A 13324-nucleotide genomic window follows, 5' to 3' on the forward strand; every position below is an offset into this window, starting at 1 on the left:
CGCGCGCACGCTGGCGTGATGGTTCAGACCCGCTCGCGCCATACGGCGATCTGGTGGCGCACCTGGTCGGGCGCGGTGCCGCCATAGCTCTTGCGCGCGGCGACCGAGGCTTCGACGGTGACGACCTTGTAGACGTCATCCGTCACGCCGGGATGGATAGCCTGCAATTCATCAAGCGAGAGATCGGATAGATCGCAGGCTTTGCTTTCCGCCAGCGCCACGGCGCGGCCGGTGACGTGATGGGCTTCACGGAAGGGCAGGCCGACGGCGCGCACCAGCCAGTCGGCGAGATCGGTGGCGGTGGAGAAGCCGGCGCCGGCGGCGGCCTTCATCTTGGTCACGTTCACCGTCATGTCGGCGACCATGCCGGTCATGGCGGCCAGCGCCAGCTCCAGGCTTTCGGCGGCGTCGAACACCTGTTCCTTGTCTTCCTGCATGTCCTTGGAATAAGCGAGCGGCAGGCCCTTCATCACCGTGAGCAGCGCGATCAGCGAGCCGTTGATGCGGCCGGTCTTGGCCCGCACCAGTTCGGCGGCGTCGGGATTCTTCTTTTGCGGCATGATCGACGACCCGGTCGAAAACGCGTCCGAAAGCTTGATGAAGCCGAATTGCGGCGTCGTCCAGATGACGATTTCCTCGGCGAAACGCGACAGATGCGTGGCCGAGATGGCGGCAAGCGACAGGAATTCCAGCGCGAAATCGCGATCCGAGACGGTGTCGATCGAATTGCGGGTCGGCTCCCGGAAACCAAGCGCTTGCGCCGTCATGTGACGGTCGATCGGATAGGGCGTGCCGGCCAGCGCCGCGGCGCCCAACGGGGATTCGTCGAGCCGGGCGATGGCGTCGCGGACGCGCGAGCGATCGCGGCCGATCATTTCCACATAGGCCATGCAGTGATGGCCGAACGTCACCGGCTGGGCGGTCTGCAGATGCGTGAAGCCCGGCATCACGGTATCGGCATGCGCCTCGGCCTTGTCGAGAAAGGCCTTGATCAGGCCGGTCATCAGCGCGTCCGTCTTGATCAGTTCGGCCTTGACCCAGAGGCGGAAATCCACCGCGACCTGGTCGTTGCGCGAGCGGCCGGTATGCAGGCGGCCGGCGGCGGGGCCGATCAATTCGGCCAGCCGCGACTCCACATTCATGTGGATGTCTTCAAGTTTGCGTGAGAAGACAAATTGTCCGCTTTCAATCTCGCCCTTGATCTGATTAAGCCCGGCGATGATCTGGTCGCGATCGGCGTCCGTGATGATCTTTTGCGCCGCCAGCATGGTCGCATGGGCAATCGAGCCGGCGATGTCCTGGGCGTAGAGTTTCTTGTCGAAGCCGATCGAGGCGTTGATTTCCTCCATGATGGACGCCGGGCCCGCCGCGAAGCGGCCGCCCCACATCTGGTTGGAGGAAGAATTCGAATTGCCCTCGGACATGACGCGCCTTGCCGTTTTTCAAGAGATGGACCCGATGAAGGACAAGAAGCCGACCCTCTTTCCCTCCACCAAACTCGTGGCGATCGCCGCCCTTGCGGGGCTCGTCGCCGGTGGTATCGCCGTTTACATGAAGGAAGCCGGCGATGGCAATGCCGCATCGGCAATCGCCGCCAGCCAATGCGCAGCGGCCAAGGCTGTCGCGGCGCGCCTTCAACCCCTCGCCAAGGGGCAGGTGGCGGCCTTCATTCCGGCCAACGATCCCGCGCCGCTGTCACTTCCCGTGCTGAAAGACGAGGCCGGCAAGGACGTGTCGATCGACGGCTACCGTCCCAAGGTCCAGCTCGTCAATCTCTGGGCGACATGGTGTTTCCCCTGCCGCGAGGAAATGCCGGCCCTCAATGGCCTGCAGAAATCCATGGGCGGCGATCGCTTCCAGGTCACCGCCATCAATCTCGACAATGGCGATGCGGCGAAGCCACTCGCCTTCCTCAAGGACAACAAGATAGACGCTCTGCCGCTGCATCACGACGCCAGCCTGTCGAGCTTCAACGCGCTCAAGAAGCTCGGCGTCGCCATGGGCCTGCCGGCCACCGTGCTGATCGACGGCCAGGGCTGCATGCTCGGCGCCATGAACGGCCCCGCCGCCTGGGATAGCGACGACGCCAAGGCCCTGATCAAAGGCGCCCTCGGCGAGGGCGCCTGAGGCGAAACACTTAGCTCCAGATGAAGTCGGCAGTGGTTAGGTCGTCATAGTCGATGCCGGTCAGTTGGATCACCATGTCGGTGGTCGCATCTCCGTTGACATCGACATAGAGTTTGTCGCCGGTCTCAGAGAAATAGGCCTGGGAATTGCTCGTCGCGCTGAACGATGTCGCGTTGCTGAGATAGTTGAATGTGCCGGTTAGTAGGCCCGTGAAGACCAGATCGTCCGTAGCCGCAGTGAAGTCCGCGATCACGTCGGTTTTCGTTGATGTCGACTGGTTGATGCTGGTGTAGATAAACTGATCGGTGCCGGTGCCGCCATAGACCGTGTTGAGGCCAAGGCCCATGTTGATTTTGTCGTCGCCTGTGCCGAGTTCGATCTTGGAGTAATCCGATGTGTCCTCGTCCAGCACGATGATGTTTACACCAGCGCCAGCGATGATGTTTTCGACGTTGGCCAGCGTCGCAGTGCCTGTCGATGCAAAAGTGATGTAATCTGTGCCGCCGCCGAGATCGATATAGGCGCCAGTATAACTCGCGCTCAGCGTGATCGAATCGTCTTCCGAGGCGCCAGTTAGGGTCTCCACCGCCGTGGCGGTTGCGGTCACGCCATCTATGAACGTCACCGAATCCTCGCCGCTGCCCAAGCTGATCGCACCGCCTGTCATGTCTCCTTCCAGCTGCACCGTATCGTTGAAGTTGCCGCCAGTGATGGTTTCAGCAAATTCGATCGTCAGCGTATTCACCGCATTGTCGAGCGTGACGGAGTCGTTGCCGCTGCCGAGTTCAAGCATGATCCCCTGGGCTGATCCGGAAAAGACGATTTTGTCGTCGCCCGCGCCGGACGTAACCGTTTCGACGCTGGTCAGCGTGATCGTGTTACTGCCCGAACCCAGTTCAAGCGTATCAATGCCGGAACCGAGGCTGAAATAGCCGAGATAGCTGGACGATCCCAAATAGATGCTGTCGCGGTCGCTTCCACCGATCACGGTTTCCGCGCCAGTTACGGTTACGGTGTTGCCGTCGCCGCTGTAGAGAGTCAGGCGATCGCTGCCTTCGCCGAGGCTGATCGCGGCTCCAGATAGCGCTGAATCAAACACGATGATATCGGCCTGCGAGCCGCCGTTGAGCGACTCGATGTTGGCGAGCGTCGCGGTCACCGCCACGCTCGACCACGTCAGAATGTCGTTGCTGTCTCCGAGGTCGATCATGGCAATGGCGCTTGCGGCGGTAATCGTGAGATTGTCCGCGTCGATCGAACCATAGACGCTTTCGATAAGGCCGACCGACAGCGTGCCGCCGTCATCGAAATACAAAATATCTTGGCCGCTTCCGAGGTTGAAGGTTCCGCCCGTCCATGCGTCTGACAAGTAGATCGTATCGCTCTGACTGCCGCCGGTCACGGTTTCGATGTTTTGAATGGTGCCTGTATTATTGTAGTTAGCAAATGTGAGCTGGTCTGTGCCTGCCCCCAGGTCCAGAACGGCGCCGGTCACCTGTTCCACAAATGTCACAACGTCGGATCCGGTTCCCCCGGTGACCGATTCGACCCCGATGAGGGTCATTGTCGTGCCGGTGGCGTCGATTTTCACCGTGTCTGTTCCCGAACCGAGATTGAGCGTTCCACCAGCATAGGAACTTGTCAGCACGACCAGATCGTCCGCCGATCCGCCTGACACCGATTCCACGTTCTGGATGCTGACAGTGCTGCCCCCAGAATAGAGATAGACGGCGTCATCCGAGCCGCCGGCGAGATCAATCTGGACGGAACCGTTGGCGCCGAGATAGATCTTGTCCGCGCCCGAACCCCCGGTGATAGTTTCGGCGTTCAGCACGGTGACGGTGGAGCCCGATCCAAAGAGGGTCAGTTGGTCCGATCCCCCCGCCAAGTCATAATAACCGCCCGTCACGGCGTTTCCGAGCGTCACTTTATCACTACCGCTGCCGCCAGTGACTGTTTCGACCTGGGAGAGGGTGACGGTGGTGTTTGCGCTTCCAAACGTGATCGTGTCGTATCCCGACCCCAGATCAATGTAGAAGCCGGTGACGTTCCCTTCAAGCGTCAATACGTCAGTGGTGGTGCCGCCTATGATCGTTTCCGTATCCGTCACGGTGAGTGTGTTGATGAAATTCCCGAGCGTCACTGTATCGCTACCGCTGCCGCCGGTGAGCGATTCGGCCCCTATGATCGTGATTGTCGAGCCGCTGGCGTCGATTTTTACCGTGTCTGTTCCAGACCCGAGATCGAGCGTGCCCCCGGTATAGGATGCGGCCAGAACGACCAGATCATCCGCCGATCCGCCTGACACGGATTCCACGTTCTGAATGCTGATCGTGCTGCCGCCGGAATAGAGATAGACGGTGTCCAAGCCACCGGCGAGATCAGCGAGGACAGACCCGTTTGCGCCAAGATAGATCTTGTCTGCTCCCGAACCGCCCGTAATGGTTTCGGCGTTCAATACCGTGAGCGTGGAGCCCGAGTCGTTGACGATCAGCTGATCCGATTCCCCTCCAAGGTCATAATAACCGCCAGTCACGGCGTTTCCCAGCGTCACCATATCGCTGCCGCTGCCGCCATTGACCGTTTCCACCCGGGTGAGCGTGACGGTGGTGTGCGAAGTTCCGAAATTGACCGTGTCATTTCCGGCGCCCAGATCTATGTTGAAGCCGGTGACGTCTCCGTCGAGTGTCAAGACGTCGTTGGTGTTGCCTCCAGTAATCGTTTCCGTATCTGTCACGGTGAGCGTGTTGAAGAAGTTGGCCAGGGACAGCGTGTCGGTCGAATCGCCGAGGTCGACCTCCGCACCGGTGACCTGCTTGGAGAATATGACGCTGTCGGAGGCGGTGCTCCCGGTGACGGTCTCCACCGACATCAGCGAGACGGTGCCGCCCGAGGAATCGAAGATGACCTGATCCAGGCCGTCGCCGAGATCCAGTTGCATCGCGGAAACGCCTGCGCCCAGGGTCAGAACGTCGGAAACGCTCGAGCCGACGACCGACTCGATATTGCTGATGGTCACGGTGTTCGCGTCCGACGCCGAGGTCGCGCCGAGAAGCAGCACGTCTTTGTCGCTGCTGCCGCTGATCGTCTCGCCGGTTGTGCTGTCAACCGTGTCCTCTGGGTTGCCCAGATCGATTTCCCCGACAAAAGCCGACAGAAGCACGATCTTCTGGGTGTTTTCGTCGCCGATGATCGTTTCGGCGTTGCTGACGGAGGCAGTCGCGCGGTCTAAGATAATCAGCGCGTCGCTGCCGGCGCCGAGGTCGACCTCCATGCCGTTCTGTGTGTTGGTGACTGTAATAATGTCGGATTCGGCTGAACCGACGATCACTTCGGCGTTGCCAATGGTCAGGGTCGTGTCAGACGTCACCTGAGACAGGTCGAGACGATCCGATATGTTGCTGCCGCTGCCGAGGTCGATCATTCCTGTAGTGTAATCGCCGGAGACATAGACCTTGTCGGCAGACTTGCCGCCGACGATGGTCTCGACATTCACGACCGTTACCGTGTTGGCGAAACTGGCGAGCGTAACGATGTCGAGACCCGAACCCAAGGTGACCAAGCCCCCGGTGATCTGGGTCTCGAACGTCACGCTGTTGTTGACGCTCGAATCATCCGCATTGACGTTTTCGACGTTTGAAAGCTTGATTGTGGCGCCCGTCTCCGAGAAGTCCACGGTGTCTTCGCCGTCGCCTAGGTCGATCGACAGGCTGCTGACAGCCGAGACGAGGTAGATCGTGTCGTTGCCGGCGTTGCCGATAATCGATTCGACATTCTCGACCGTCACCGTATTGCCGGCAGACGAAGTCTCCAATGTGTCGACGCCCGCGCCGAGGTCGACGGAGAACTCGCCATCGGTAGGTTGCGCGCCCAAAAATATGTAGTCGACCTGACCGCCTCCGAGAATGGTTTCAGCGCCGCCAATGGTCAGCGAATTCTCTGCGCTGGCGAGCGTGATCTGGTCATCGCCGTCGCCGAGATCTATGGTGGCGCGCGTGAGCTTGCCGGAGACGGTGATCAGATCGTCTTCGGTACCGCCGATCACCGTTTCGATGGCGACGATAGTGATCGTATTGTCGAAATTTCCAAGCGTCAGGCGGTCATTGCCTGTGTAGAGATCGTATTTGCCGCCGGTCAGCTGGTCCAGCACCGTCACGTCGTCCGACTTGGTGTGCGTGGTGCCGCCAATCGTTTCGACACCCTCGACAGACACCGTGTTGTTGAATTTGCCGAGCTTGAGCGTATCGTTGTCGCCGCGCAGATCGATGGTCAGACCCTTCGCCTGCGTTCCAAGCGTGACGACGTCCTTGCCGTCTTTGGCGCCGATGATGGTTTCGATGTTGCGAAGCGAGATCGTCGATCCGTCCTCGAACAGGGTGATCTTGTCGTCGCCCGCCTTGAGGTCGACCGTCGTCGCCGTCTTGTCCATCATGAAAATGATGTCGACGCTCGTTCCGCCATAGATGGTCTCGATGCTGAACAGCGACGCCGTGTTGCGATAATCGTCGAGCGTGAGAACATCCTTGCCGCTGTCCAGATCGATTTCGACGCCTTTCGCCGCCTCGCTCCAGACAACGCTGTCGACGCCGCTTCCGCCGAGAACCGTCTCGGCATTGGCGATGGTGATGGTGTTCGTGCCGCCCTTGAGGATCAGTTCGTCCGAAGAGCCGGCCCCGAGGTCATAAAACAAGCGAGTGGCCGACGTGTTCAAGACGATATAGTCGTTGGAACTGCTGGAGGTCAGCGTTTCGACCCCTGCGATCGTGACCGTGGCGGCTTCCTCGAAAAACAGCTTGTCCTTGCCGGAGCCCAGATCAATGCGGCCACCGTCCAATTCTGTCGCGACATAGACGATGTCGTCGTTGGTGCCGCCCAGCACGGTCTCCGTGTTGGAAACCGTCACGAGGTTGGTCCGGAAATTGTCGAGGTCGATCGAATCCTTCTCGCCGTCGCCGAGATTGATGACGACGCCGCTGGCTAGCTGATCGAAGACGATTTTCTGCACGCCATCGCCACCGGTCACCGTCTCGATATTGTAGATGGTGACCGTCGCGCCATTGTCCTGCAGCAGCAGCTTGTCGTCGCCGCCGCCGAGATTGATCGAGGCCTGCGTCAGGTCGGACTCATATCGGATCGTATCGTCGCCGCTTGCGCCCAGAATGGATTCGATATTGCTCGCTTTTACCGTATTGCCGGCTGTGGCTTTCAGGATCAGGGTGTCGCGACCGCCTTCGAGGTCGAGGCTCTCATTGGCGACCGAACTCGTAACCACGATCGTCTCGGCTGCGGACGTTCCCGTCACGGTGCTGAGATCGGAAACGGTTTTCGTCGTGTTGCTCGCCATGGTCTGACTCCTTGTCACGCTCTTGGAGGCTGGCTCAAAAGCCGATGGCCCACCCAAAATTGCCGGCAGGTGAGAATGCCTACCGATTTAGTGACCGAAGCTTTAGTGGGGCTGGCTCGTCCAGTTTCACTTTTCGCAACGCAATCCTCCCATTGAAACAGCCGGGTTCTTCCGATATGAGACCCGCAATTTCGCCGGACAAAGGCGAAAATCGGACAGTTTGGCGCAGCCGGTTCGGCGCGCGGGATATGGAAAAGACTGGCATGGCGCGCATCGTGATGAAATTCGGCGGAACCTCCGTCGCGGATCTGGACCGCATTCACAACGTGGCGCGGCACGTCAAACGCGAGGTTGACGCCGGCCACGAAGTGGCCGTGGTCGTCTCCGCCATGTCGGGAAAAACCAATGAACTCGTCGGCTGGGTGCAGAACACGCCGAAAGTCGCCAAGGCGGATTCGCCTTTCTACGACGCGCGCGAATATGACGCCGTCGTCGCCTCGGGCGAGCAGGTGACCTCGGGTCTTCTCGCGATCGCTTTGCAGTCTCTCGGCGTCAACGCCCGGTCATGGCAGGGTTGGCAGATCCCGATCCGCACCGACAACGCCCATGGCGCCGCCCGAATCATGGAGATCGACGGCGCGGAGATCATCCGCCGCATGCAGGACGGTCAGGTCGCTGTCGTCGCCGGCTTTCAGGGTCTCGGCCCTGACAACCGCATCGCCACGCTGGGCCGCGGGGGGTCGGACACCTCCGCCGTCGCCATCGCCGCCGCCGTCAAGGCGGACCGTTGCGACATCTATACCGATGTCGACGGCGTCTACACGACCGATCCGCGCATCGAGCCCAAGGCTAGGCGCCTGAAGAAGGTGGTGTTCGAGGAGATGCTGGAAATGGCCTCGCTGGGCTCCAAGGTCCTGCAGGTGCGCTCGGTCGAGCTCGCCATGGTGCATAAGGTCCGCACATTCGTGCGCTCGTCTTTCGAAGACCCCGATGCGCCGGGCATGGGCGATCTTCTCAACCCGCCCGGAACGCTGATTTGTGATGAGGAAGAAATCGTGGAACAGGAAGTCGTAACCGGCATCGCTTTCGCCAAGGATGAAGCGCAGATTTCGCTCCGCCGTCTCGCCGACCGGCCGGGCGTATCGGCCGCGATTTTCGGGCCGCTCGCCGAAGCCCATATCAATGTCGACATGATCGTGCAGAACATTTCGGAAGACGGTTCGCGCACCGACATGACCTTCACCGTGCCAACCGGCGATCTCGACAAGGCGCTGAAAGTGCTCGACGAGCAGAAGGACACTGTCGGCTTCGACGTGATCCAGAGCGAATCGGGTCTGGTGAAAGTGTCGGTGATCGGCATCGGCATGCGCAGTCATGCCGGCGTCGCCGCACAGGCTTTCTCCGCGCTCGCCGCCAAGGGCATCAATATCAAGGCGATCACGACGTCTGAAATCAAGATTTCAATCTTGATCGACGGCGCCTATGGAGAACTCGCGGTTCGCACTTTGCATTCGGCCTACGGACTGGATAAGAAGTAAGACGAGCGGGGGAGCCGCGTCAGCGCGATGATTTGACAATCTGCGGCGGCTCCTTTTCCTGGTAGAGCAGTTCGGAAGGGCGCCTTCGTGATCAGAGACATGGCAGCTGGACCGCGTATCCTGCTCAGGCGCCTCAGGGAGCTTTCGGCGGAGCCGCTGGAGCCTCAGGATCGCCTCGACCGGATCGTCATGCAGATCGCCCGCAACATGGTTGCGGAGGTCTGCTCGGTCTATGTGCTGCGCGCCGATGGCGTGCTCGAACTCTACGCCACCGAAGGCCTCAACAAGGAATCGGTCCACCTTGCCCAATTGAAGATGGGCGAGGGCCTGGTCGGCACGATCGCCGCCTCCGCCCAGCCGCTCAATCTGTCCGATGCGCAAAGCCATCCGGCTTACGCCTATCTGCCGGAAACCGGCGAAGAATTGTTCCATTCCTTCCTCGGCGTGCCGATCCTGCGCGCCGGCCGCGCATTGGGCGTTCTGGTCGTTCAGAACCGGGCGCAGCGCCATTATTCCGACGACGAGGTCGAGGCGCTCGAAACCGTCGCCATGGTGATGGCCGAAATGGTGGCGTCGGGCGAGCTCAAGAAGCTCACCAAGCCGGGCCAGGAACTCGATCTGTCCCGCCCTGTGACGATCGAAGGCGACGCCTATGGCGATGGTATCGGCCTCGGCTATGTCGTGCTGCACGATCCGCGCGTGGTGGTGACCAATCTTCTCAATGAAGATGTCGAACTGGAGCTGAACCGGCTGGGCGAAGCTTTGGGCTCGCTGCGAATCAGCATCGACGACATGCTGTCGCGCCGCGAAGTGTCGATGGAGGGCGAGCATCGCGCCGTGCTCGAAGCCTATCGCATGTTCGCCCATGACCGCGGCTGGGTGCGCAAGCTCGAAGAGGCGATCCGTAACGGCCTGACGGCTGAAGCTGCGGTCGAGCGCGTTCAGAGCGAGACGCGCGCCCGGATGATGCGTCTGACCGATCCCTATCTGCGCGAGCGGATGCATGATTTCGACGATCTCGCCAATCGTCTGCTGCGCCAGTTGGCCGGTTACGGCGCGCATGCCGCCGCCGCCGCTTTCCCGAACGACGCCATCATTGTGGCGCGCGCCATGGGCGCGGCGGAACTTCTCGATTATCCCCGCGCCAATGTCCGGGGCCTGGTGCTCGAAGAGGGCGCCGTCACCAGCCATGTCGTCATCGTCGCCAAGGCCATGGGTATCCCGGTTGTGGGGCAGGCTGAGGGCGCGGTGTCGCTGGCGGAAAAGGGCGACGCCATCATCATCGACGGCGAAGACGGCAAGGTCCATCTGCGTCCCGCCCAGGATGTGCAGAAGGCCTATGAAGAAAAGGTGCGCTTCCGCGCTCGCCGTCAGGAGCAGTTCCGCGCATTGCGCGCGGTCGAATCCGCCACCCGTGACGGTCGCCGCATCAGCCTCAACATGAATGCCGGCCTGTTGGTCGACTTACCGCAGCTCTCGGAAGCTGGCGCCGAAGGCATTGGCCTGTTCCGGACCGAACTGCAATTCATGATCGCCTCCACCATGCCCAAGGGCGAGGAGCAGGAGGCTTTCTACCGCAATGTCATCAAGCAGGCGGCCGGCCGGCCTGTGACTTTCCGCACGCTCGATATTGGCTCGGACAAGGTGGTTCCCTATTTCCAGGCGATCAAGGAAGAGAATCCGGCGCTCGGCTGGCGGGCCGTGCGTCTGGCGCTGGATCGCCCAGGCCTTCTGCGCACCCAGTTGCGTGCGCTTCTGAAGGCGGCGGGCGGCGTCGAACTGAAGATCATGATCCCCATGGTGACCGAGGTTCAGGAATTGCGCGCCGTCCGCGCGCTGCTGCAGAAAGAGGTTCAGCATCTGTCGAAATTCGGCCATCTGCTGCCGAAGAAACTTCAGTTCGGCGCGATGCTCGAAGTTCCCTCGCTGTTGTGGCAGCTTGATGAGCTTATGGCGGAGACGGATTTCGTCTCGGTGGGCTCCAACGATCTGTTCCAGTTCGCCATGGCGGTCGACCGTGGCAATGCGCGTGTGTCTGATCGCTTCGACATTCTGGAACGACCGTTCCTGCGTATCCTACGCGATATCGTCAGAGCTGGCGCGCGCAACAATACGCCGGTGACGCTGTGTGGTGAAATGGCGGGCAAGCCGCTGTCCGCCATGGCGCTTCTCGGATTGGGCTTCCGGTCGATCTCGATGTCGCCTGCATCCATCGGTCCGGTCAAGGCGATGCTGCTCGGACTCGACGCCGGTGCGTTGGAGAGCATGATGAGCGACGCGATCGACGAAAAAGCGCCGAAAGCGCCGATGCGCGAATTGCTGAAGCGCTTCGCCGAAGAACACAATATTCCGCTTTGACGGTATAAATCATTGGCCACGCTTCCCCTCGACAAGATGAAGGAACTCGAACGCCGTTTTGCGGAGGTCGAGGCGCGCATGGGCGAAGGCCCGGCGGCGGATATCTATATCAAGCTTGCGGCCGAATATTCCGAGCTGCAGCCGGTCGTGGCGAAGATCTCCGCTTACATGAAGGCGGAAGAGGAACTGGTCGGCCTGCGCGCCCTGCTCGCCGACAGCGGAATGGATCGCGACATGCGCGATCTCGCCGAGATCGAATTGCCTGATCTGCAAGACAGGATCGAGCAGTTGGAGAAGGATCTCCTGATCGCCCTGTTGCCCAAGGACGCCGCGGACGAAAAGAACGCCATTCTCGAAATCCGGGCCGGAACAGGCGGCAATGAAGCGGCGCTGTTCGCGGGCGATCTGTTTCGCATGTATGAGCGCTATGCCTCGGTGCAAGGGTGGAAGGTCGAAGTTCTCTCCGAAAGCGAAGGCGAGGCGGGAGGATACAAGGAAATCATCGCCGAAATCTCAGGGCGAGGGGTGTTCTCAAAATTGAAGTTCGAATCCGGCGTGCACCGCGTGCAGCGCGTGCCGGCGACTGAATCGCAAGGACGCATTCACACATCGGCGGCCACCGTCGCAGTCCTGCCGGAAGCCGAGGACATCGATGTCGAGGTGCGCCAGGAGGACATTCGGATCGATACGATGCGCGCCTCGGGCGCTGGCGGCCAGCATGTCAACACCACCGATTCCGCCGTGCGCATCACCCATATTCCCACCGGCATCGTCGTAACGAGTTCAGAAAAATCGCAACATCAGAACCGTGCGAAAGCCATGCAGGTGTTGCGCTCCAAGCTGTTCGACATGGAGCGTCAACGCGCCGACAGCGCCCGTTCGGCCGACCGCCGCAGCCAGGTGGGCTCTGGTGATCGCTCCGAACGCATCCGCACCTATAATTTCCCACAAGGCCGGTTGACCGACCACCGCATCAATCTCACCCTCTATTCGCTCGACCGGGTGATGCAGGGAGAACTCGGCGATGTCGTCGATGCGCTGATCGCGGATTTCCAGGCCTCTGAACTCGCGCGGTTGGGCGAAAGCGGGGCTTTGTGACTGTCACGCTCGGCGAGATGATGGCGCAGTTTCGCCAGGCCCTTCATGACGGCGGCGTAGAGGACGCCGCAGCCGAAACCCGCATCCTTGTCGGTGGAGCTTTGGGCCTCGATCGCGCGGCGATGCTGACGCGATCGGAGCTCGTTGTCGGCATTGATGACGAGGCGCGCCTGCGCGCCATGCTCGATCGCAGGCTCCTGGGGGAGCCGCCGCACCGAATTCTCGGTCGGCGTGGCTTTTTCGGTCTCGAATTCCGTCTGAGCGAGGCGACGTTGGAGCCGCGGCCCGATACCGAAATTCTCGTCGAGGCGGTGCTGGAGCGTTTGAGGCCAAGGCGCGGCGAGCCGCTGTCCATCGTGGATCTCGGCACCGGCACGGGCGCTATTTTATTGTCTTTGCTGTCGGAATTGCCAATCGCCCGTGGGGTCGCCGTCGATCTCTCGACGAAGGCGCTGGCGACTGCCCAGGAAAATGCGAATGCCTTGGGGATGGCGTCCCGCTTCGAAGGCTGCAGCGGCTCCTGGTTTGAGCCGCTAACTGGCCGTGTTTTCGACGTGATCGTCTCCAACCCGCCTTATATTCCCTCTTCGGTCATTCCTGCGCTCGATGTGGAGGTGCGCGAACACGATCCGATCCTGGCGCTGGATGGCGGCGAGGATGGCCTCGACGCTTATCGTGCGATCGCGGCCGGCGCCGGCGCGCATCTCGCCCGGGATGGTTTTGTGGCCGTGGAAACTGGCTTTGATCAAAGACAGACCGTCGAACACATCTTCCGCGCCCAAGGTTTCATTTTGCTGGAAGCGCGGCGCGACTATGGCGGCAATGACAGGGTGCAGATTTTTTCCAAGCCTTGACCGGT

Annotated in this window: 7 protein-coding genes; 5 read left to right on the forward strand and 2 right to left on the reverse strand. The window is 60.9% G+C overall.

What is annotated here, in order from left to right; genetic code table 11:
- Nucleotides 1-23: 23 nt before the first annotated feature.
- The gene (gene argH, locus M2360_RS15265) at nt 24-1424 is read right to left on the reverse strand and encodes an argininosuccinate lyase (protein ID WP_280776118.1); all 1401 of its coding nucleotides are present in this window, start codon (nt 1422-1424) and stop codon (nt 24-26) included.
- 34 nt (nt 1425-1458) lie between these two features.
- Between argH and M2360_RS15270 the strand changes: the two genes are divergently transcribed.
- A complete protein-coding gene (locus M2360_RS15270; protein WP_280776119.1) occupies nt 1459-2127 on the forward strand; it encodes a TlpA disulfide reductase family protein in 669 nt (222 codons plus the stop codon).
- A gap of 10 nt (nt 2128-2137) precedes the next feature.
- Here M2360_RS15270 and M2360_RS15275 read toward each other — a convergent pair whose 3' ends face one another.
- On the reverse strand, nt 2138-7471 hold the full coding sequence (locus tag M2360_RS15275) for a calcium-binding protein (RefSeq protein ID WP_280776120.1): 5334 nt from the start codon (nt 7469-7471) through the stop codon (nt 2138-2140).
- A 263-nt stretch (nt 7472-7734) separates the two neighbouring features.
- Here M2360_RS15275 and M2360_RS15280 point away from each other — a divergent pair, with 263 nt between their 5' ends.
- The 4 genes from M2360_RS15280 to prmC all read left to right on the forward strand — a co-directional run bounded on the left by M2360_RS15280 (nt 7735) and on the right by prmC (nt 13319).
- Nucleotides 7735-9009 carry an aspartate kinase gene (locus tag M2360_RS15280; protein ID WP_280776121.1) on the forward strand — a complete coding sequence of 425 codons (1275 nt, stop codon included), beginning with the start codon at nt 7735-7737 and terminating at the stop codon, nt 9007-9009.
- A gap of 90 nt (nt 9010-9099) precedes the next feature.
- Nucleotides 9100-11367 carry a phosphoenolpyruvate--protein phosphotransferase gene (gene ptsP, locus M2360_RS15285; protein WP_280776205.1) on the forward strand — a complete coding sequence of 756 codons (2268 nt, stop codon included), beginning with the start codon at nt 9100-9102 and terminating at the stop codon, nt 11365-11367.
- 12 nt (nt 11368-11379) lie between these two features.
- Nucleotides 11380-12465: a peptide chain release factor 1 gene (gene prfA, locus M2360_RS15290; protein ID WP_280776122.1), complete on the forward strand. Its 1086-nt coding sequence runs from the start codon at nt 11380-11382 to the stop codon at nt 12463-12465.
- Nucleotides 12462-13319, forward strand: a complete 858-nt coding sequence (gene prmC / locus M2360_RS15295; protein ID WP_280776123.1) for a peptide chain release factor N(5)-glutamine methyltransferase — start codon at nt 12462-12464, stop codon at nt 13317-13319. The genes prfA and prmC overlap by 4 nt, the downstream gene beginning before the upstream one ends.
- The last annotated feature ends 5 nt before the right edge of the window (nt 13320-13324 follow it).

The organism is Rhizobium sp. SG_E_25_P2 (genome assembly GCF_029892285.1).
Lineage (GTDB): Bacteria > Pseudomonadota > Alphaproteobacteria > Rhizobiales > Rhizobiaceae > Rhizobium_E.

Excerpts from the sequence above, each read along its gene's own strand:
- argH (WP_280776118.1), bottom strand. The coding sequence starts at position 1,424 with ATGTCCGAGGGCAATTCGAATTCTTCCTCCAACCAGATGTGGGGCGGC.
- M2360_RS15275 (WP_280776120.1), bottom strand. The coding sequence starts at position 7,471 with ATGGCGAGCAACACGACGAAAACCGTTTCCGATCTCAGCACCGTGACG.
- M2360_RS15270 (WP_280776119.1), top strand. The coding sequence starts at position 1,459 with ATGAAGGACAAGAAGCCGACCCTCTTTCCCTCCACCAAACTCGTGGCG.
- M2360_RS15280 (WP_280776121.1), top strand. The coding sequence starts at position 7,735 with ATGGCGCGCATCGTGATGAAATTCGGCGGAACCTCCGTCGCGGATCTG.